The sequence below is a fragment of the Exiguobacterium sp. BMC-KP genome (genome assembly GCF_001275385.1).
Taxonomy (GTDB): Bacteria; Bacillota; Bacilli; order Exiguobacteriales; family Exiguobacteriaceae; genus Exiguobacterium_A.
The window spans coordinates 1,564,986-1,587,440 of sequence record NZ_LGIW01000015.1 but is presented as its reverse complement, the minus strand read 5'-3'; the positions used below and the strand labels follow the sequence as shown (position 1 = coordinate 1,587,440).

The window sequence follows — 22,455 nt, the reverse complement described above, 5'->3', positions numbered from 1 at the left end:
GAGAACTTGGCCAAACACCGTAGGAGGTTTATGGAATATGCGTAGAACTAAAATTGTATGTACGATTGGACCGGCGTCAGAAAAACGTCTTCCAGAAATGATTGAAGCAGGTATGAACGTCGCTCGTTTGAATTTCTCACACGGCGATTATGAAGAGCACGGTGCACGCATCACGGATATCCGTCGTGCAGCAGAAGAAGCAAACAAAATCGTTACGATCCTTCTCGATACGAAAGGTCCGGAAATCCGTACACATTCGTTTGAAGAAGGAAAAGCGCTTCTCGTACGTGGACAAGAAGTCATCATCGTCAGTGGTGATGCGAACGAAATCGTCGGAACAAAAGACAAGTTCTCTGTCACATACGAAGGACTTTACGATGACGTCGAAGTCGGTTCGATGATCATGCTTGATGATGGTCTCATCGGTCTTAAAGTCGTTGAAAAACTTCCAAACCGTGAGCTTCGTTGCTCAATCGAAAACGAAGGTGTCATCAAAACGAAAAAAGGTGTCAACTTGCCAAACGTGAAGGTTAACCTTCCTGCTTTGACTGAAAAAGACATTGCTGATATCGAATTCGGTATCAAGAGCGACATCGATTTGATCGCTGCATCTTTCGTACGTCGTGCATCTGACGTCGTTGCAATCCGCCAATTGCTCGAGAAAAACAATGCAAGCCACATCAAAATCTTCCCGAAAATCGAGAACCAAGAAGGTGTCGATAACATCGAAGAAATCCTCGCGATTTCGGATGGTTTGATGGTAGCGCGTGGTGACCTCGGTATCGAGATCCCAACGGAAGAAGTCACACCAACTCAAAAAGACTTGATCAAGCTTTGTAACGACTTCGGTAAGCCAGTCATCACAGCAACTCAAATGCTTGACTCGATGCAACGTTTCCCACGTCCGACACGTGCTGAAGCATCAGACGTCGCAAACGCGATTCTTGACGGAACAGATGCAATCATGCTCTCAGGTGAGACAGCAGCAGGGGACTACCCAATCGAATCTGTCCAAATGATGCACTCGATCGCAAAACGTACAGAAAAAATGCTCGACTACAAACTGTTGTTGAAAGATCGTCAGACACGTAGTGAGCACACAGTGACGGATGCAATCGCTCAAGCGGTTACGCACACTGCGATCAACTTGGATGCAAAAGCGATTTTGACACCGACACAATCGGGTTACACAGCTGCACGTATCTCGAAATACCGTCCGGAGCCTAACATCGTTGCGGTTACACCAAGCGCACGTGTCGCACGTCAGTTGAACATCGTATGGGGCGTGTACCCAATCGTCGTTGATCATCTTTCAGACAATACGGATGATATGTTGACACTTGCTGCAGATACGGCTAAAGATGCTGGTTTCGTTACAGACGGTGATCTCGTCGTCATCTCAGCAGGTATTCCTGCTTTGACTGCTGGTACAACGAACATGTTGAAAATCCACATCGTTGGTAAAGAAATTGCAAACGGTCGTGGAATCGGTGAACGTGGTGTCGTTGGTGAAGTCGTCATTGCAAAAAACGCTGAAGAAGCAAACGCAAAAGCGAAGCCAGGGATGATCCTCGTTACGAACTCAACAGATCGTGACATGATGCCTGCAATCGAGATGGCTGCTGCGATGATTACAGTAGATGGCGGATTAACAAGCCATGCTGGAATCGTTGGACCATCACTCGGTAAACCAGTCATCGTTGGTGTTGAAGATGCATTGACAGTCTTCAAAGACGGTCAAATGATCTCAATCGATCCATTGACAGGTAAACTGTATAACGCATAATCCATTCATGACGGACGTGACTTAGGTCATGTCCGTCTTTTTTCATGAGGAGGACGTATGGAAGCTTATCTATTTTTGATTGCCCTCGTCTTCATCGGGGTCATCGCACAAAATAAATCATTGATCATCGCTGCAGCCTTCCTATTGATCATCAAGGCGATTGGTCTGGATGGTCGACTGTTTCCTTCTTTGCAGGCAAAAGGAATCACATGGGGCGTTACGTTGATCACAGCAGCTATTCTTGTACCGATTGCAACAGGTGACATCGGATTTAAAGAACTACTACAAAGCATTCGGGGACATATCGGCATTATCTCATTTTTATCAGGAATCTTTGTTGCGATCGTCGCGGCACACGGTGTTGGTTTGATGAAAGAAGATCCGCTCGTTACAACGGCGCTACTAGCTGGAACGATTCTTGCAGTCGGGCTTTTCCGAGGGGTACCGGTCGGTCCGTTAATCGGTGCTGGAATCGCTGCGCTCGTCATCGGAATGTGGGATGTCATTGCAAAAGCGTTCACTGGATGAGTCGAATCAGCAGGGTGACCGAATTAATTTTTTGATAATAGTATGCAAGTTCATTCACTTTTTGGGTATTTTTGTTTATACTAAGAACAGAAACAAGATGGTCTATTCAAGAGTACAGCGGTACAAGCATGGGGAACGACTCTTGAGTGGACGTCTTTTTTTCAATACGGAAATGAAAGCGTTTTAAATTTCTGGGGGAAAAAAGGGGGATTATTGTCATGACACAAACTAAAGGTTTAGAAGGAATCGTCGCGACTTCATCGAAAATCAGCTCGATCATCGATGGTCAATTGACGTACGGCGGTTATACAATTGATGATTTGGCGGAGCACGCCTCATTTGAGGAAGTCGTCTTCTTATTGTGGAACGACCGTCTACCAAAAGAAGAGGAATTGAAGCAACTGTCGGAAGCATTGATTTCCGAAGCGACAGTCGCAACTGCCGTTCTCGAGACAATGAAGGCAGCACCGAAGTCAGCAAATGCGATGGCGACGATTCGGACAGCGCTCTCTCAACTTGCGCTTTACGATGAGACATCGGAAGATATGTCGACTGAGGCGAATTACGCTAAAGCCATCAAATTACAAGCACAAATCGCAACGCTTGTTACAGCTTACGCACGCATTAAAAAAGGGCAAGAGCCGATTGCGCCTAAAACAGGTCTTTCCTACGCAGGGAACTTCTTGTTCATGTTGACAGGTGAAGAGCCAACGGAAGTTGCAGAAAAAGCCTTCAACCAAGCGCTCGTTCTTCATGCAGATCACGAGTTGAACGCTTCGACGTTCACGGCACGTGTTTGTGTTGCAACACTCTCTGACGTCTACTCAGGTGTGACGGCAGCGATGGGGGCATTAAAAGGACCACTTCACGGTGGAGCGAATGAAGCCGTCATGAAGATGTTGCTTGAAATTGATTCGGTTGAAAAGGTTGACGAGTATGTTCATAATAAACTTGAGAACAAGCAAAAAATCATGGGCTTCGGTCACCGTGTCTACAAGGACGGCGATCCACGCGCGAAGCATCTTCAAGAAATGAGCCGTCAGCTGACTGCTCAAATCGGGGAGCCGAAGTGGTACGAGATGTCAGTTAAGATCGATGAGATCGTCCAGTCGGAAAAAGGATTGAAACCAAATGTTGATTTCTATTCTGCTTCTACGTACCATGCACTTGGACTTGATACTGAACTATTCACTCCAATCTTTGCTGTAAGTCGGATGTCAGGTTGGTTGGCGCACATTTTAGAGCAATATAGCGATAACCGTCTGATTCGCCCGCGTGCAGACTATACGGGTGAAACGCACCGGACATACGTGTCCATTGAAGAACGTTAAAAGGACGGAGAGGAGTAATCCTCTCCTGATTTTTGATGTAGATTACAATTACTTAAGGGGGATTTTTAGACATGGCTACACTTCAAGGCGAAAACATCACAGTAACGAACGGTACACTTCAAGTTCCAAACTCACCAATCATTCCATTCATCATTGGTGACGGAACAGGACCTGACATCTGGAATGCAGCAGTACGTGTATTTGATGCAGCAGTTGAAAAAGCATACAACGGTGAAAAGAAGATCGAATGGAAAGAAGTCTACGCTGGTGAAAAAGCATTCAACAAAACAGGCAACTGGTTACCAGAAGAGACACTTGACCTCATTCGTGAGCACATCATCGCAATCAAAGGACCACTTACGACACCAGTCGGCGGCGGTATTCGTTCATTGAACGTTGCACTTCGTCAAGAGCTTGATTTGTACACATGCCTTCGTCCAGTCCGTTACTTCACAGGTGTACCTTCACCGGTTAAACGCCCAGAAGATACAGACATGGTCATCTTCCGTGAAAACACTGAAGACATCTACGCAGGAATCGAATACGCAGAAGGCAGCGAAGGCGCTGAAAAACTGCTTCAATTCCTTCAAAACGAAATGGGTGTCAATAAAATCCGCTTCCCTGAGACATCTGGTCTTGGAATCAAACCGATTTCAAAAGAGGGAACAGAACGCCTCGTTCGTGCAGCAATCGAATACGCACTCGAGAACAAACGCGCTTCATTGACGCTCGTTCATAAAGGGAACATCATGAAGTTCACGGAAGGTGCTTTTAAAAACTGGGGCTACGAGCTTGCTGAACGTGAATACGCAGAGCATGTCTTCACTTGGAACCAGTACGATCGCATCAAAGAAGAAGAAGGAACAGATGCTGCGAACAAAGCACAAGCAGACGCAGAAGCTGCTGGTAAGTTGATCGTAAAAGACTCAATCGCTGATATCTTCTTACAACAAATCTTGACTCGTCCAAAAGAGTTCGATGTCGTTGCAACAATGAACTTGAACGGTGACTACATCTCAGATGCACTTGCTGCACAAGTCGGTGGTATCGGAATCGCACCTGGAGCAAACATCAACTACATGACAGGTCACGCAATCTTTGAAGCAACTCACGGTACAGCACCGAAATACGCTGGACTTGATAAAGTAAACCCATCATCTGTCATCTTGTCAGGCGAAATGATGTTCCGTCACCTTGGCTGGAACGAAGCGGCAGATCTCATCATCAAATCGATGGAAACTTCGATCGAAGCAAAAGTCGTCACATACGATTTCGCGCGTCTCATGGATGGTGCGACTGAAGTGAAGTGTTCTGAATTCGCGGACGAACTCATCAAAAACATGTAATCCGATCAGGAGGAATGAGTCGATGAACAGACGGAAGAAGATCGCAGTCATAGGAAGTGGCTTTACGGGCGCGACGACGGCACTCTATCTTGCCCAGCAAGAGTTAGGGGATATCGTCCTCGTCGACCGACCAGAGCAAGAGGATCCGACGAAAGGAAAGGCGCTCGATATGCAAGAGGCGGCGCCGATCCTCGGATTTGATGCTTCGGTAACAGGGACATCGGATTATGCAGACATTAAAGGCGCGGATATCGTCGTCATCACTGCCGGCATTGCTCGAAAGCCGGGTATGAGCCGTGAAGACCTTGTAAGTACGAATGCCGCTGTCATGACAGCTGTGACGAAGGAAATCGTCACTTACGCACCGGGATCAATCATCATCGTCTTGACGAATCCGGTTGATGCGATGACGTATGCAGTCTATCAAGCATCTGGTTTTCCGAAGGAGCGTGTTATCGGTCAATCGGGAGTCCTCGATACGGCGCGTTTTCGAACGTTCCTAGCAGAAGAACTTAACGTTTCTGTGAAGGACGTATCAGGATTCGTGCTCGGTGGACACGGAGATGACATGGTACCACTACTGCGCTATTCTCAGGCGGGGGGAATCCCAATCGAGAAGCTCGTATCGAAGGAGCGACTGGATGCGATCGTCAATCGGACCCGTAAAGGGGGCGGTGAAATCGTTCAGTTACTCGGAAACGGTTCTGCATATTATGCACCGGCAGCGGCAATCGCTGAAATGGTTGAAGCGATTTTAAAAGACCAGCGACGTATTCTTCCAGCAATCGCTTATCTCGAAGGCGAATATGGATACAACGATATGTACTTCGGTGTACCCGTCATTCTTGGCGGGAACGGTGTCGAGCATGTGTATGAACTCGAGCTAACTACTGATGAACAAGAAGCACTGAACCGATCTGCATCTACCGTCCGTTCGGTACTCGACTTATTAAAATCCTGAATTTAAAAAGACGAACCTGTCCTTTGCGACAGGTTCGTCTTTTTCGTCTTCTCATAACCGATAGGGGGAAGCATGGTGTGACAATTTGGCATACCAAGGACAGACCAGTATGAGAAGGAACGTCAGCCAAGGAATCAAATAACCGATCCTTACAAAATAACCTTGATGTTCCATATGTAGGTGTTGCGGATTCTGACAGTATGGGCAAGGTAATCCGTGAGCAGACCACATCAAACGATAGATTGTTCGAGCAGACCAGGATTGACGACAAACGGTACAGCGTGCCACGCGAGTATCTCCTTTCATTCATGGGTTAATAACGTATAATGACTTATTTTATAGCATACGATACACGTAGGAGAAAAGTTCCAATTTTAATAAACATGTAGAGAAAATGCTAGTATTAGGGTAAGGATAAAGGTACGTCATTCTATTCCACTAAGGGGGATTTTACATGCGCGCCGTAACATACCAAGGAACAAAAAATGTCCAAGTCAAGCAAGTAAAGGATCCATCGATTGAAAAAAACGATGACATTATCGTCAAAATCACATCGACTGCCATTTGTGGTTCAGACTTACACATCTATCAAGGGAATATGCCGGCTCACAAAGACTATGTCATTGGTCATGAACCGATGGGCATCGTTGAAGAAGTGGGACCAGGTGTGACGAAGGTCAAGCGAGGAGACCGCGTTGTGTTACCATTTAACGTTGCTTGTGGTCACTGTTTCTTTTGTGAACATGATATGGAAAGTCAATGCGATAACTCGAACGGAAATCCCCATGTCGATACAGGTGGGTATTTCGGTTTCACAGAAGAGTTTGGTGGACATCCTGGTGGTCAGGCGGAATATTTAAAAGTTCCGTTCGGGAATTTCATGCCACTCGTGATTCCTGAATCATGTGAACTAGAAGATGAGGCGTTATTGTTCTTATCTGACGTTTTACCTACGGCGTATTGGAGTGTCTTACATGCAGGTGTGAAAAAAGGAGATACGGTCGTTGTACTCGGATCAGGACCGGTTGGACTGATGACACAAAAATTTGCATGGATGCAAGGGGCAAAACGAGTCATTGCGGTAGATGATCAAGTGTATCGATTAAATCATGCTAAAGTCACGAATAAAGTCGAGACGGTAAACTTCTCAGATCACGCAGAAAGTGGTGCGTATATCAAAGAGTTGACGCAAGGTGGGGCAGATGTCGTCATTGATTGCGTCGGTTTTGACGGAAAAATGTCCCCTGTAGAAAAAATTGAACAAAAGATTGGTCTGCAAGGTGGAACGTTAAGTGCCATCGATATTGCAAAGGATGCTGTCCGGAAATTTGGTACCGTACAGTTGACGGGCGTCTACGCTAAAAAATATAATCAATTCCCGCTTGGTGATTTCTTTACTCGAAATATTACGCTGAAAATGGGACAAGCACCCGTCGTCCATTTGATGCCGGAACTGTTTCAAAAAATCATCAACAAAGAATTTGATCCAACAGATATCGTGACGCATCGAGTCGCACTTGATGATGCTGCTTCTGCCTATCAAACATTTAATGATCGGACAGATGGATGTATCAAGGTCGTCTTAAAACCATAGTCTATCTCATACGCAAACAGCCCATCCGATTTTTGGATGGGCTGTTGTATATCGTGGAATTAAAAGAAGAAGATGGGCCATAGGAAACCGACAGCTAGTCCGAGTAGGAGACCAACGAATACTTGAAACTCAGTATGACCAACGAGTTCATTCAAAAGAGGAGTCTCGTGACGAATCCCTTTGAAGTAGTCATTAAGCAATTTTGCTTGAACACCAACTGCTTGTCGGACACCAGTCGCATCATACATAATGATTGTTGCAAAGACGGCGGCAAGCGCAAAAATAGAGGAAGAGAATCCTTCCTGAAAACCGATGACGACAGCTAACGCGACGACAGTCGAGCTATGTGAACTAGGCATACCACCGGAAGCGAACATGATTTCTAAATCAAATTTCCGTGTCCGTACTAGACTTGTGACGAGCTTCGCTGCTTGAGCGATGAACCATGCTGTGATGGCTGCAAAAAGGGGATGATTCCATTCCATACACTTGACCTCCTACAAGTTAACGATATCTAATGATTCCCCATTTTCGAACGTTTTACACGAATCAACAGGAGGAATCCGTGTACTCCTTTAAAGATTATGTAAAGAAATCGCAGAAAGATTTGTGGTTTTCCATTAAAAGTCGTTAAGATGAAGACAGACGAAGCGGATTCCACGGAATTCCTCATTCGAAAAGAAGCAAACTTGAGGGGGATGCAAGGTTTGAAAGATAAAATTATCGTGGTAGATGATGAATTGTCGATTGCAACGTTGTTGAAGTTTAACTTAGAACAAGCCGGTTTCATTGTAGAAACAGCACATGATGGGATGTCTGGTTTAAAATTAGCGGAAAAACAAGATGCTGCATTGATCGTCCTAGATTTGATGCTACCGGAGCTCGATGGTCTTGAAGTATGTAAACGTCTTCGCCAGCAAAAAATCAATACACCCATCTTGATGTTGACGGCAAAAGATGATGAGTTCGATAAAGTCCTCGGTCTTGAACTCGGTGCTGACGACTATTTGACAAAACCGTTCAGCCCGCGTGAAGTTGTTGCTCGCGTAAAGGCGATTTTACGACGGATGAGTCATCAAGTATCCTCTCCAGAAGAAGTGACGGACGGTACAATTTTAATTGGCGACGTCAAAATCGTTCCGGATAATTATGAAGCTTTTAAGGCGGAAGAGCGGCTTGAGCTCACACCAAAAGAATTTGAGTTACTTGTTTATCTTGCAAAGAATAAAGGACGCGTTTTGACTCGCGATCAGTTACTATCTGCGATCTGGAACTATGACTTTGTTGGCGATACGCGTATTGTAGATGTCCATATTAGTCACGTCCGGGAAAAAATCGAACCGAATACGAAAAAACCGATTTATATTAAAACGATTCGTGGTTTAGGTTACAAGATGGAAGAGCCGAAACCAGAATGAGTAAGTATCGAAAGCGTTTCATCTTCAAAATGTTCTCATTCATCAGTCTCGTACTGATTGCGCTCGGTTTTCTACTGGGACAATCCTTTAAAGAGTTTTATGTTCAAAATGAAAAAGAGAAGCTGATGGATGAAACGTCTCTTGTCGAGACGATCTTACAGGGGCGTGATGTTTCTGAGATGGCCGAGTATGTGAATCAATTGTACGCCGAATCGAATTTCGACATGATTTTATTTAATGGACGCGGGGAAATCATTGCCGGTACACCGGTCGACGTCACGAAAGTAAAGGTAGCGACAGTTAATTTCTCAGCTATTCCTGATGAGGGGACATTTGAATCGAAGACAGATGATAGTGTGGTCCAATTTACAAAACCTGTGCCAACTTCGAATGGAGGAGAAGTATACGTCAGCTTCATTCGTTACGCCAAAGACTTGAATGTCATCTATTCTCGGATTTGGACAGTCATTATATTGTCCCTGCTCGCCTCGTTAGTAATTATATTCTTAACGATCTATCGGTCGACGAAACGATTTTTACGTCCAATTGCTGAAGCGACAGATGTTTTGCATGAACTGTCCCATGGAAACTACAAATCACGTGTCTATGAGTTAGCGGCACCGGATGAATCACGTGATTTAGGACGTTCGATCAATTTATTAGCACGTAATCTTGAGAATGCATCGTCTGGTGAAGCGATGCAAAGGGCGCGTCTTGAATCGTTGATTGAATATATGGGAGCAGGTCTCATGCTGATTGATGAGAAAGGCTACGTTCTCCTCGTCAATCGCACCTACCGGGAGATGTTCAACATTCATGAACCATCTAGTGGGAAATTGTATTACCGCGTGCTTCCAAATGAGAAGATGAGCCAAGTAATTGAAGACGTTTATTTGACCGAAAAACCGAACCGGAAACAATCGAGTGTCCGATTCGGTATTAATAGTCGAACGTTTATGGTTAGTGCCGCTCCGATTTTTGATAAAAATGGCCGCGTGCAAGGAACGACCGTTGTTTTCAACGATATCACGGAAATTAAAAAGCTGGAGCAGATGCGCAAAGATTTCGTTGCGAATGTCAGTCATGAATTGAAGACACCGCTCACTTCCATCAAAGGATTTGCCGAGACATTACTTGATGGTGCGCAAGATGTTCCGGAAATCCGAGAACAGTTTTTACGAATCATTCACGATGAATCCGAACGGATGCAGTCCTTGGTGGAAGATTTACTCGAACTCTCGCGTCTGGAACAAGATAATTATCAGCTTGAGACGGCCATTGTTGATGTGACGAGTCTTGTTCGTGAAACGGCAGCACTTTTGCATCGACGAGCGACAGAAAAAGAGATGACGATTCATATCGAAACAGAAGATGAAGTCTTCATTCGAGCGGATTTGAATCGTTTAAAACAAGTTGTCGTCAACTTGGTCGCAAATGCATTGAATTACACACCGAACGGTGGAAACGTGTGGATTCAACTTGAAGATGGAGAAGAGTCTGTTCAACTCATCATTAAAGATGACGGAATCGGTATCCATCCGAAGGAAACACAACGCATTTTCGAACGTTTCTATCGCGTCGATAAGGCGCGCAGCCGTAATTCCGGAGGTACCGGTCTTGGACTTGCCATCGTGAAGCACATCGTCGACCTTCACCACGGTGAGATCGAAATCGAATCGGCGGAACAGCAAGGAACGACGTTTACGATTCGTTTACCAAAACATGGCTGAATTTCACAGTAGATTCACATTTCCTTAATAGACGTATCTTATGATGAAAGTACCTTCTTCATCATCTGTATGGCGACTGGATCAGCTCCCATGTCGTCATGCCCTTGGCGATTGACTCTTCGTGAGTCAATCGTCTTTTTTTGGTCGTTTTTAGCGAACAAATGTGTGCAGAGTGATACAATAGGAACAGAAAATCGATTAAAGGGGCGTAGATGATGGAAAATAAATTGCTATTGATTGATGGGAACTCGTTGACCTATCGGGCGTTTTTCGCATTACCACCAATGACGGATGCGCAAGGACGAAATACGAATGCAGCTTACGGCTTTACGATGATGTTATTGAAGTTGCTCGAGGAAGAACAACCAACCCATATGCTCGTTGCCTTCGATGCTTCGAGTGAAACGTTCCGTCATGATGTCTATCAGGAGTATAAAGGAAGTCGGGAAAAGACACCGTCCGAACTACGTGAGCAATTTCCAATCGTTCGGGACATCTGCGAAGCGCTCGGCATTCAAATGATGGAACTCCATCGCTATGAGGCAGATGATTTAATCGGAACGCTCGCACGGACGATGCCGACGGATCGGACGCGGATCGTCACGGGTGATAAGGATTTACTTCAACTCGTCACGGATAAAGTCGAAGTCTTGATCACGAAGCGTGGCATCACAGACGTCCAGTGCATGACTGAGGAACTGTTCGCTGAGACATACGGTGGTCTTAAACCGATTCAAATGATTGATCTGAAGGGGTTAATGGGGGATAAGTCAGATAATATTCCGGGGATTCCTGGGATTGGTGAAAAGACGGCGGTTAAATTAATTTCGGCATACGGTTCTGTTGAGGGGCTGTATGAGCACGTCGAGGACTTAAAAGGGAAGCAGAAGGAAAAAGTCATCGCGAACGAGGAGTTAGCGCGACTCTCGAAAGAACTCGCGACGATCAAGATCGATGTCCCGCTTGAGACGACGCTAGATGATTTGCAAATTCGTGATATCGATACACAAGTGCCTTATTCATTGTTCCAGTCGCTTGGCTTCAAGTCGTTGACGAATCGGTTTGCGCCGGTCGTCAAAGAAGAAGATAAAGAGCAGTTGAACGTCGTGACGATCACGTCACTTCCTGAAGGTGTCACCGATGCCGTATTGGTTGCGGAACAGCTTCGAGAAGATTATATGGAAGAAGACATCATCGGGTTTGCGATCGCGACGCCAGAGACAATCTATGTTGCTGCGCCAACACTCGTCGAGGATGCGGCATTCCGCCAGTGGATCGAATCGGAACACCGGAAAATTTGTCTCGATGCCAAACAAGTTGCATTCGCATTGCGTAAACATGGCTTGACGTTGAATGGGTACGAGGATCTGTTATTAGCTGGTTACTTATTGAACTTAAGTGGCGGGACGACGCTCGCTTCAATTGCTGGTCACTATGCTTTAATGGCGCCGAACGAGGAAGCGGTACTTGGTAAGGGGGCGAAACGTCTGGCACCAGATGATGAAACGCTACACCCCTATCTTGCAGAAAAAGCACGGATGATCGAATTATTGTTCCCGAAAGTCCGGGAAGAGTTGAAGGCGAATCAGCAGTATGAGTTGTATGAAACGTTAGAGCGTCCACTATCCGGTGTTCTCGCTGAGATGGAGTGGACAGGGATTCGTGTCGACGTCGCGACGCTTCAAGAGATGCAAGCGGATCTGGCCGGGCGTTTAACGGAACTTGAGACATTGGTCTTTGAGGCGGCCGGTGAGTCGTTCAATATCAATTCACCGAAACAACTCGGTGTGATTTTGTTTGAAAAGCTCGAACTGCCTGCTTTCAAGAAAACAAAGACCGGTTACTCGACTGCCGCAGACGTCCTTGAAAAATTGCGTCCACTGCATCCGGTCATCGATCATATCATGTTATACCGGGAGCTCCAAAAATTACAGTCGACGTATGTCGAAGGATTACAAAAAGTCATCAAGGAAGATGGAAAGATTCATACCCGTTTTGCTCAGACGATTGCCCAGACCGGCCGTTTAAGTTCGGTCAATCCGAACCTTCAGAATATCCCGATTCGGATCGAAGAAGGACGAAAGATTCGAAAAGCCTTCGTTCCAAGTGAGACAGGCTGGTCACTGTACGCTGCCGATTATTCACAAATCGAATTACGTGTCATGGCGGATATGTCGCAGGATCAGACGCTTGTCGATGCGTTCTTACATGATGAGGACATCCATACCCAGACGGCAAGTAGCGTCTTTGGTGTTGAACCGGAAGATGTCACAGGAAACATGCGGCGTCAGGCGAAAGCTGTCAACTTCGGAATCATTTATGGAATCAGCGATTATGGACTGTCACAAAACTTGAACATCACGCGTAAGGAAGCACAATCGTTCATCGATCGTTATTTCGAGCTGTTCCCGCAAATCAAACAGTTCATGGATACAGCGATCGAGACGGCACGAGCGAATGGATTCGTCGAAACGTTGATGAACCGTCGCCGTAATATTCCGGATATCAATTCGAAAAACTTTAACTTACGCGGTTTTGCCGAACGTACGGCGATCAATACGCCGATTCAAGGTTCGGCTGCAGATATCATTAAAAAAGCGATGCTTGATGTTCATGCTGCCTTACAAGCATCGGATCTAAAAGCACGCCTGTTGTTGCAAGTACACGATGAATTGATTTTTGAAGCACCAGACGAAGAGCTCGACGCTTTACAAGCGCTTGTCAAACAAGCGATGGAGCAGACCGTCGAATTATCCGTACCGCTTCGCGTTGATGGTGGCGCAGGCCATACGTGGTACGAAACGAAGTAAGCAAGGAGGAATAGACGTGCCTGAATTACCTGAAGTCGAGACCGTTCGCCGCAGTTTAGAACGTGCGGTCTCTGGAAAAACAGTCTCTTCCGTCAAAGTCTATCATCCGAAGATGATTCGGGGGATGGAAGTGGCGCCATTTGCAGATGCCTTACATCAAGAACGGATCGAACGCGTCGAACGGCGCGGAAAGTTCCTACTCTTTGATTTCGATCGTTTTTATCTCGTCAGTCATTTGCGAATGGAAGGGAAGTACTTCCCGTATCCGCAACCAGTCGAGCGGGATAAACATACCCATGTCGTCTTCCGTTTCACGGATGGTTCAGAACTGCACTATAATGACGTCCGGAAGTTCGGAACGATGGAGTTGCGTGATAAGGAAACAGCGATGCAGACTGCTCCATTAGCGCAACTAGAGCGTGAACCGTTTGATCCGGAGTTCACGGCAGAGGTGTTGGCGGAGAATTTAATTCGTAAAAAAAGAAGTCCAATCAAAACGGCATTGCTCGACCAATCGATCTTCCTTGGTCTCGGTAACATTTATGTCGATGAGACACTTCACGCAGCACGCGTTCATCCGTTGACGAAAGCCGGTGCTTTGACACTTGACGATATCTCGCGCATTCATCAAGCGGGTGTTGACGTCTTACGACAAGCAGTGGAAGCGGGCGGAAGCACGATTCGAAGTTATGTTTCACCGTCAGGAAAAGGTGAATTCCAGCTTCAACTTGCGGTATATGGTCAAAAAGGAGAACCATGTCCTCGTTGCGGTACAGCCATCGAAAAAATCAAAGTTGGTGGACGGGGAACACATTTCTGTCCGACGTGTCAACAGGTCGCCTTATGAGAGTCGGTCTGACAGGGAGTATCGCAACCGGCAAAAGTACGGTTTCTAGCTATCTGAAACAAAAAGGAATAGCGGTCATCGATGCGGATCTCGTTGCGCGAGAAGTCGTGGAACCAGGAGGTCGAGCCTATGATGCGGTCAAGCAGGCATTCCCGGAAGCGTTCGAAGAAGGACTTCTTGTCCGTCCAAAGCTCGGACAAATCATTTTTCAGGATAGTGAAAAACGACAACAGCTGAATCAGTTGATGCATCCTAGCATCCGACAACAGATGCTCGATGAAGCAGATGCCTATGAACGTTCAGGACATGCACTCATCGTATTTGATATTCCGTTATTGCTCGAAGGGGATTGGCGAAACTTGTTCGAACGAGTCGTCGTCGTCTATTGTCCAGAAGACATGCAGTTAAGACGACTGATGCAACGTAATGATTTATCAGAAACAGAAGCGTATGCACGTATTCATGCACAACTAAGTATCGAACAGAAAAAAGAGCTTGCAGATGATGTGCTCTTCAATGACGGTAGTCTCGATTCGTTATACCACCAAATCGATGAGTGGTTAGTACGATATGATGAACAAGACACGTGATAACGGAATAGAAAAACCGTGAAGTGAGAGAAGTTTCCATCTTCTCTCACTTTTTTTAGAGAACATAATGAAATCGCTTACATTTCGTGATATAGTTCTATCTGTAAACGGAGCTACATCCGTCACATTGAAGGGGGATCCGCACATGGGAGTCAAGGTGGCAGTCAATGGTTTTGGTCGAATTGGTCGAATGGTCTTTCGACGTCTGATCGCTGAGGGGAAAAGCGAAGTCGTAGCAATCAATGCGAGTTATCCAGTCGAAACGCTCGCACATTTAATCAAGTACGACACGGTACACGGGAAATTCAATTATCCGGTCGACATCATCGATGGGGCGTTGATGGTTGACGGAAAAGAGATTCAAATCGTCAGTGAACGTAATCCTGAACTGTTGCCGTGGGGGGAACTCGGCATCGATATCGTCGTTGAAGCGACAGGAAAGTTCAATTCGGATACGGGTGCTGCAAAACATTTAGTAGCAGGGGCGAAAAAGGTCGTTATTACGGCACCTGCTAAAGGAGATGTCCGGACGATCGTCATGGGTGTCAATGATGACATGTATGATCATGAAACAGATGCTATCGTCTCAAACGCGTCTTGTACGACGAATTGTCTCGCACCCGTCGTTCAAGTCATCGACCGAGCTTTTGGGATTGAATCAGGTCTCGTAACGACGGTTCACGCGTTTACGAACGATCAAAATAATATTGATAATCCACATAAGGATTTACGTCGCGCTCGTGCGTGTGGATCATCCATCATTCCAACATCGACGGGTGCAGCAAAAGCGATTTCGCTCGTCTTGCCGCATTTAGAGGGAAAATTGAATGGACTCGCGCTTCGTGTTCCGACACCGAACGTTTCACTCGTTGACCTTGTCGTCGAAGTCAGTCGTGATACGACGGTAGCTGAAGTGAACGAAGCCTTTACGAAAGCAGCAGACGGTGCGCTCGAAGGAATCCTTGGGATGACGATGGAACCGCTCGTCTCAATCGACTTTAACGGAGAAGAACGTTCAACGGTCGTTGATGGACTTTCAACGATGGTCATGGGCGGTCGTCAGGTGAAGGTCCTTGCTTGGTACGATAATGAGTGGGGTTATTCTTGCCGTGTCGTCGATCTTGTTCACCTCGTTTCTGCGCATCTTGAAGCAATGGGAACGGTTGAAAAAGAACTTGAACTGAATTAATTGAAGCGGGCAGATTCCAGTAACGACGGGGTCTGTCCCGTTTTTTTTCTAGAAATGTATTAATTTTTGAAATTTATCCTTGTGTATCTTTTTGATACTCGCTATAATTCAAATCGTGAACTTCAATCGGTCTGGCAATCGCAGCTTAAAGGGTTAGGACCTCTCTGGACTAACTTTCCCCCGTGGGTGCGAACGACTCAGGCGCAAAGTAAGTGATCAACTACTTTGAAGACCATTGAATGTAGGGGGGATCCACAAATGGATACTATGGGAAGACACATTATTGCAGAACTTTGGGATTGTAATCCTGAAAAATTGAACGACATGGAATTCGTTGAACGACTTTTCGTTGACGCAGCACTTCAAGCAGGTGCAGAAGTACGAGAAGTAGCATTCCACAAGTTTGCACCACACGGCGTCAGTGGCGTCGTCATTATCTCTGAATCGCACTTGACGATTCACAGTTTCCCAGAGCACGGGTATGCATCGGTTGATGTCTTTACTTGTGGGGATCGGATCGATCCAGCCATCGCAGCGAACTACATTGCTGAAAAGCTTGATGCGAAAATCCGTGAAAATGTCGAAATTCCACGTGGTATGGGACCTGTTCAAGTTCCAGCGGCTACTGTCCAGCACGTCAACTGACAATACACACGAATTCGTCAAGCCCTCGTCGTTCAGACGAGGGCTTTTTAATATGTCTGACGTCTGTTATTCTTAATAGTAGAAGAAACAAAGAAAAGAGGATGACCATGGGACTGAAAGAACGGTTGCAAAAACAGCTAGAGACATCCGATACACATAAAAATGAAAACTTACGCACGCATTATTACGCAGCAACAGTCGAGATGTTGTTTGCTGGTTTAGAAAATATCTTAAAACAAGATGGCGGAACGGTTCGTCGTGTTGACGCGGGACGTGGAGAATTAGCCTTTACGTTAAAAGAAGTCGATGGACTCGCGACTGTTATCATGGTAGCAGGCGGCAGAACAGCGGTCGATCTATTCTTACACCGGGAAAGCCTCCTCGGGCCTGATCTCGAGAAACACATCGAGCGCATCTATGCGTCACTTGATGCAGGCTATCGATTGAAAATGATTGGAACAAAAGAAATCACGTGAACGGAGGTACGGCATGCGCTGTCCAGCCTGTAATTTTAACGGAACAAAAGTACTGGATTCAAGACCGGTCCAGGATTTTGGTTCGATTCGTAGAAGACGAGAATGTGAGTCTTGCGGCTATCGCTTTACGACATTCGAAATGGTCGAGCAGACCCCTTTAATCATCGTAAAGAAAGACGGAACACGCGATGAGTTCAATCGTGAGAAAATTTTACGGGGACTCGTGCGTGCCTGTGAAAAACGCCCGATTTCAATTGAACAGCTGGAAACAGTCGTCAGTCGAGTCGAAAAGGCATTACGGGCGACAGCTCAGCACGAGATTCCAAGTGAACAAGTCGGGCGCCTTGTATTAAATGAGCTAGCATCGGTCGACGAAGTGGCATACGTCCGCTTTGCGAGTGTTTATAAACAATTCAAGGACATCAATGTCTTTTTCCAAGAGCTCTCTGAACTAATGGAGCGTCATCAGGAAAATGACCGTGAGAATTTAACGTGATAGAAGAGAGGTCGCCTGTCCGGTCAGCGTACCTCTCTTTTTCTCCCTAAGGAAAGGACGAGTCAGATGGTAGAACGTGAACTTTCCGGTACCGATCTTTGCTTAGTGATGAGCAATGGAGTCGTCGACCGTGAAGCCTATCAATCTTTATATTATTTGTACCAACCGATCATTGGTGTCAAAGCGCTTGGACTGTATCAAACGTTTTGGAGCGAGATGATTCCGGGGAAAACGAAATCCCAATATATCTCTCATGCGGAACTTGGAACGTTACTTGGTTTTTCTGTCGATGAGTTCAAGGAAGAGCTATTCAAGCTAGAAGGCATCGGGTTGATTCGGACGTTTGAAGCACGCCAAGCAGCGTATCGCTATATCTATCAAATCCGGGTACCACTCGCGCCGAATACTTTTTTAAATGACGGAGTGTTATCGAGTCTGCTCTTTTATCGCGTTGGTGAAATTCGTTTCCGGTCCTTGCAGCATCGTTTCCGGACGGAGCCGCTTCCGAAGAATATCGTCGACCGGACGATCCGGTTTGATCAAGTATTCGATGTGAAAGCAGGTCTTGCTTCCGCGCATCAGCCAAAAGCCTATGCGAAACAAGAGCGCGCAGTGTATGAATTTGATTATTCGTTTGACCTAGAAGAGATGAAGCGACAAACGGATCGTTTCCTACCGCGAACATTTTATTCAAAGGCAATCGATCATCTGCTTGTTAAGCTTGCCTATGTCACCCAGTCGAATGAAGCACTGATGGCGGAACTGTTGAATGCCCGTTTCCGGCACGAAGCGTATCTGCCGATGACCGATGCTGAGAAACAAGAACGCTGTAAACAGATGATGTTATCAGCGAAACAAAAGCTCAGTCGAGAGAAGAAGGCGAAAGTCGCTTCACAAGATTCGGTCGAAGTTGGAGACATCGAAGCGACGGAGACGATGGAAAGCACTCACCCGAAGCACTATGTCGCGAAGTTGCGAAAGGTCAAAGCATTATCTGAGCGAGATGAAGAGTTGATCCAGCAATTGATCATTGATTATGAGATGTCGTCTGGGATCGTCAACGCCGCGTACTACTATGCCCTTGTCGTCAAAAAGGATAATCGCTTCAGTAAAAATTTCCTTTTATCAATCGTCGATGATTGGAAACAAAAAGGATACGTAACAGCGTCCGAAGCACTAGCGAAGACACAGGAGCAGGATGACTTGATTGCGAAGAAGCAGGAGCAAAAACAAGAACGTTCGCGTCAGACCGTTGGTGGACGTCGAGGACGAACGAGTAATACAAACGGTGGTCCAAATCCAAAGTGGCTACAAGAAGAAAAAGCGAAACAACAGCAATATGAAGCATCTAAAAAAGCGAGTTTCGAAGCAGATGTTCCGGACGATGAAGAGATGGAACGGATCTTACGGGAACTGAAGGGGAACTAAAGGAGTCGGGACATGGAACATATCCAATCATCTATCGAAAAAATATTAAGCCGACCAGACGTCGCAGAATCGGTTCGAGCGATTCAACAACGAGTGTTATCGCATCCAGGTGTCGTCATGTTTTTAAGGACTCATCCGGAAATCGATCAACGGATGATCGAGCGTGGTATGCTCAAACTGAATGAATACGCAGAGCAGATGGATGGCAATCGACTGATTGAAAATAAAGCCGTTATCGAAGGCTATCAGCCGATCCTACATGTCGAAAAAGGACAGATCGTCGTTTCGTATGAGAAATCGCAAGCGCTCAAAGACCGAGAGGATGAACGCGCACTTGAGAAAAAATTCAAGAGCCTGTTCCTTCCGGACGAAGTACGCGATGCGAACTTTAGTGATTTTGACTTATCGACGACGGATCGGAAGCTTGCCTTACGTGCAGCTTCTCAGTTCCTGAATCATCTGCGCTCAAAAGAGCAAGTGAAGGGACTCTATCTACACGGGAGCTTTGGTGTTGGGAAAACGTATCTCTTAGCTGCGATCGGAAATGCTTTGAAAAAAGAACGAATTGCGACGATTCTCGTTCATGCCCCAGGGTTTGTTGCCGAGGCGAAACGACGGATTCGCTCCGACTCGTTTGATACGTTCCTTGAAGGATTCCAAACGATTCCGGTCTTATTAATTGATGATATCGGTGCGGAGTCGATCAGTCCGTGGGTACGAGATGAATTATTCGGGATCATCTTACAGTACCGGATGATGCATCGTCTGCCGACGTTATTCAGCTCAAACTTGTCTTATGATGAATTGGAACTTCATTTTGGAATTACGAATGATCAAGGGGATAAGTTAAAGGCTGCACGACTGATGGAACGAATTCGGACGACAACACAACCGATCGAGTTCCTCGGTGAAAATCGACGGCGCTACTAATTTTCCTTGTCAAGGAAGTAGCGAATTCGTTATACTAATGACACGTCAATAGACGATGCAACGATTGAGGATACGAAGAATGAAATGAACCAAACTAGCGAGAGAAGAATGGTGGAAGCTTCTCATGGAATCATTCATGTCTTTACTCCCTCATAGCACGAACGGGGCTAATCCGTTTGCGCCTCACGCCCGTTAACGCGTGTTCGAGCCGAACCAGCATCTGGTGCGGGAACGAGGGTGGTACCACGAGATTAAGACTCGTCCCTTTTTTAGGGATGAGTCTTTTTTATTTTGTATAAGGGGGAAACAGTCATGTCAAACATCGCACTTACATTTCCAGATGGCGCTTTAAAGGAATTCGCAGCCGGCACGACAGCGGAAGAGGTTGCGGCTTCAATCAGCCCAGGACTTCGTAAAAAAGCATTTGCTGCAAAACTAAATGGACACGTAATCGATTACCGTCGTCCAATCGAAGAGGATGGCACAATCGAATTGATCATGCCGGATTCAGAAGAAGGTCTCGACTTGATTCGTCACTCATCGGCTCACTTGATGGCACAAGCAATCAAACGCCTGTACCCAGATGAAACGATTCATCTCGGGATCGGACCGACAATCGAGAATGGTTTCTACTACGATATCGATATGGAACGTCGTCTAACTGAAGAAGATCTTCCGGAAATCGAGAAGATGATGAACAAAATCGCGGGTGAGAACTTGTCGATCGAACGCGAAGTCGTCTCACGTGACGAAGCACTCGCGATTTATAAAGAACTCAACGATCCGTTGAAAGTTGAATTGATCGAATCGATTCCTGCTGATCAGGATTTGACAATTTACCGTCAAGGCGAATTCTTCGATCTCTGCCGTGGACCACATGTGCCAGCAACAGCGAAGTTACAAGTCTTCAAATTGATGAGCATTGCTGGTGCTTACTGGCGTGGTGATTCAAAAAACAAGATGCTTCAACGGATTTACGGTACAGCATGGGCAACAAAAGATCAGTTGAAACAACATCTCCACTTCCTCGCTGAAGCGAAAGAGCGCGATCACCGTAAGCTCGGTAAAGAACTTGGCTTATTCTTCACTTCTCAAGAAGTTGGTCAAGGACTCCCAATGTGGTTACCAAAAGGGGCAGCCATCCGTCGGACAGTCGAGCGTTATATCGTTGATAAAGAACTCGAACTTGGCTATGAGCATGTCTACACACCAGTTCTTGGTTCAGTTGATTTGTACAAAACATCGGGTCATTGGGATCATTATCAAGATGACATGTTCCCGAAAATGGAGATGGATAACGAAGAACTCGTTCTTCGTCCAATGAACTGTCCGCACCATATGATGGTCTACAAGAATGAACCACGTTCGTACCGTGATTTACCGCTTCGTGTCGCTGAGCTTGGTGGCATGCACCGGTATGAGATGTCTGGTGCCTTAACTGGACTCCAACGTGTTCGTTACATGGTTCTCAACGATGGGCACACGTTCGTCCGTCCTGACCAAATGAAAGACGAGTTCAAAGCAATCGTTCATCTCATTCAAGAAGTCTATGCCGACTTCGGGATTACAGATTACAAGTTCCGTCTTTCGTATCGTGACCCAGCGGATAAAGAGAAGTACTTCGATAACGATGCAATTTGGGAAATGGCGCAGCGTGAGCTGAAAGAAACAATGGATGAGCTCGAACTCGAATACTTCGAAGCAGAAGGCGAAGCCGCATTCTACGGACCGAAGCTTGACGTTCAAGTTCGAACAGCACTTGGCAAAGATGAGACGCTCTCAACAGTTCAACTCGACTTCCTCTTACCAGAGCGATTCGAATTGACATACAAAGGTAACGACGGACAAGATCACCGTCCAGTCGTCTTACACCGAGGTGTAGTATCAACAATGGAACGATTCGTTGCTTACTTGATTGAAGAATACAAAGGAGCGTTCCCAACATGGCTCGCACCCGTTCAGGTGAAATTGATTCCGGTTTCTGGTGTTCATGAAGACTATGCCCGTGAAATCAAAGCGATCCTGTTGAAAAAGGGAATCCGCGTCGAAACAGATTTCCGTGACGAGAAACTCGGTTATCGTATCCGTGAAGCACAAGTCAATAAAGTACCGGTCATGCTCGTTTTAGGTGACAAAGAAGTAGAAGCACGCGAAGTCAACATTCGTCGCTACGGTTCAAAAGATTCGAGTAATGCATCACTCGAACAATTCGTTGCAGATTTAGAGCAAGAAATCGCAAACCGTTCAAAATAATGAAATATAACCGGTTGTCCACTTTATGGGATGATCGGTTTTTTGTATGTCCTTTAAATCAAATGCAGTTTATCCGATAAAGAAGAGAGAGTTAGTT

19 protein-coding genes are annotated in these 22,455 nt (G+C 46.0%); 18 read left to right on the top strand and 1 reads right to left on the bottom strand.

Going from position 1 to position 22,455, the window contains the following annotated elements:
• Positions 1-37: 37 nt before the first annotated feature.
• The 6 genes from pyk (at position 38) to ADM98_RS14005 (ending at position 7,546) form a co-directional block, all read left to right on the top strand.
• Positions 38-1,786, top strand: coding sequence for a pyruvate kinase (pyk, locus tag ADM98_RS14030; RefSeq protein ID WP_053454035.1), 1,749 nt, complete (start codon positions 38-40; stop codon positions 1,784-1,786).
• Positions 1,787-1,843: 57 nt separating this feature from the next.
• Positions 1,844-2,314, top strand: coding sequence for a DUF441 domain-containing protein (locus ADM98_RS14025; RefSeq protein ID WP_047393544.1), 471 nt, complete (start codon positions 1,844-1,846; stop codon positions 2,312-2,314).
• Between the two features lie 218 nt (positions 2,315-2,532).
• The gene (citZ, locus tag ADM98_RS14020; RefSeq protein ID WP_053454034.1) at positions 2,533-3,645 is read left to right on the top strand and encodes a citrate synthase; all 1,113 of its coding nucleotides are present in this window, start codon (positions 2,533-2,535) and stop codon (positions 3,643-3,645) included.
• 71 nt (positions 3,646-3,716) lie between these two features.
• Entirely contained in the window at positions 3,717-4,991 is a 1,275-nt protein-coding gene (gene icd, locus ADM98_RS14015; protein ID WP_053454033.1) for an NADP-dependent isocitrate dehydrogenase, read from the top strand.
• Positions 4,992-5,013: 22 nt separating this feature from the next.
• The gene (gene mdh, locus ADM98_RS14010) at positions 5,014-5,952 is read left to right on the top strand and encodes a malate dehydrogenase (RefSeq protein ID WP_053454032.1); all 939 of its coding nucleotides are present in this window, start codon (positions 5,014-5,016) and stop codon (positions 5,950-5,952) included.
• Between the two features lie 454 nt (positions 5,953-6,406).
• The gene (locus ADM98_RS14005; RefSeq protein ID WP_053454031.1) at positions 6,407-7,546 is read left to right on the top strand and encodes a zinc-dependent alcohol dehydrogenase; all 1,140 of its coding nucleotides are present in this window, start codon (positions 6,407-6,409) and stop codon (positions 7,544-7,546) included.
• 59 nt (positions 7,547-7,605) lie between these two features.
• Here the strand turns inward: ADM98_RS14005 and ADM98_RS14000 are convergent, their stop codons facing one another.
• On the bottom strand, positions 7,606-8,031 hold the full coding sequence (locus ADM98_RS14000; protein ID WP_053454030.1) for a divergent PAP2 family protein: 426 nt from the start codon (positions 8,029-8,031) through the stop codon (positions 7,606-7,608).
• 222 nt (positions 8,032-8,253) lie between these two features.
• On the opposite strand from ADM98_RS14000, the gene ADM98_RS13995 reads away from it, so the two are divergent.
• The 12 genes from ADM98_RS13995 to thrS all read left to right on the top strand — a co-directional run bounded on the left by ADM98_RS13995 (position 8,254) and on the right by thrS (position 22,358).
• A complete protein-coding gene (locus tag ADM98_RS13995) occupies positions 8,254-8,964 on the top strand; it encodes a response regulator transcription factor (RefSeq protein ID WP_053454561.1) in 711 nt (236 codons plus the stop codon).
• Entirely contained in the window at positions 8,961-10,694 is a 1,734-nt protein-coding gene (gene pnpS / locus ADM98_RS13990) for a two-component system histidine kinase PnpS (protein WP_053454029.1), read from the top strand. Before ADM98_RS13995 ends, pnpS begins: the two co-directional genes overlap by 4 nt.
• Positions 10,695-10,906: 212 nt before the next feature.
• The gene (polA, locus tag ADM98_RS13985) at positions 10,907-13,504 is read left to right on the top strand and encodes a DNA polymerase I (protein ID WP_053454028.1); all 2,598 of its coding nucleotides are present in this window, start codon (positions 10,907-10,909) and stop codon (positions 13,502-13,504) included.
• A gap of 16 nt (positions 13,505-13,520) precedes the next feature.
• Complete coding sequence (mutM, locus tag ADM98_RS13980) at positions 13,521-14,351, top strand: DNA-formamidopyrimidine glycosylase (protein WP_053454027.1); 831 nt, start codon at positions 13,521-13,523, stop codon at positions 14,349-14,351.
• Positions 14,348-14,941, top strand: a complete 594-nt coding sequence (gene coaE / locus ADM98_RS13975) for a dephospho-CoA kinase (protein WP_053454026.1) — start codon at positions 14,348-14,350, stop codon at positions 14,939-14,941. The genes mutM and coaE overlap by 4 nt, the downstream gene beginning before the upstream one ends.
• Before the next feature lie 145 nt (positions 14,942-15,086).
• Positions 15,087-16,130, top strand: coding sequence for a glyceraldehyde-3-phosphate dehydrogenase (locus ADM98_RS13970; RefSeq protein WP_053454025.1), 1,044 nt, complete (start codon positions 15,087-15,089; stop codon positions 16,128-16,130).
• 258 nt (positions 16,131-16,388) lie between these two features.
• On the top strand, positions 16,389-16,775 hold the full coding sequence (speD, locus tag ADM98_RS13965) for an adenosylmethionine decarboxylase (RefSeq protein ID WP_023469024.1): 387 nt from the start codon (positions 16,389-16,391) through the stop codon (positions 16,773-16,775).
• Positions 16,776-16,882: 107 nt separating this feature from the next.
• Entirely contained in the window at positions 16,883-17,251 is a 369-nt protein-coding gene (locus ADM98_RS13960; RefSeq protein ID WP_053454024.1) for a hypothetical protein, read from the top strand.
• Positions 17,252-17,264: 13 nt separating this feature from the next.
• The gene (nrdR, locus tag ADM98_RS13955) at positions 17,265-17,747 is read left to right on the top strand and encodes a transcriptional regulator NrdR (RefSeq protein ID WP_053454023.1); all 483 of its coding nucleotides are present in this window, start codon (positions 17,265-17,267) and stop codon (positions 17,745-17,747) included.
• A gap of 66 nt (positions 17,748-17,813) precedes the next feature.
• Positions 17,814-19,175, top strand: a complete 1,362-nt coding sequence (locus tag ADM98_RS13950; RefSeq protein WP_053454022.1) for a replication initiation and membrane attachment family protein — start codon at positions 17,814-17,816, stop codon at positions 19,173-19,175.
• A gap of 12 nt (positions 19,176-19,187) precedes the next feature.
• The gene (gene dnaI, locus ADM98_RS13945) at positions 19,188-20,105 is read left to right on the top strand and encodes a primosomal protein DnaI (RefSeq protein ID WP_053454021.1); all 918 of its coding nucleotides are present in this window, start codon (positions 19,188-19,190) and stop codon (positions 20,103-20,105) included.
• Between the two features lie 312 nt (positions 20,106-20,417).
• Complete coding sequence (thrS, locus tag ADM98_RS13940) at positions 20,418-22,358, top strand: threonine--tRNA ligase (RefSeq protein WP_053454020.1); 1,941 nt, start codon at positions 20,418-20,420, stop codon at positions 22,356-22,358.
• The last annotated feature ends 97 nt before the right edge of the window (positions 22,359-22,455 follow it).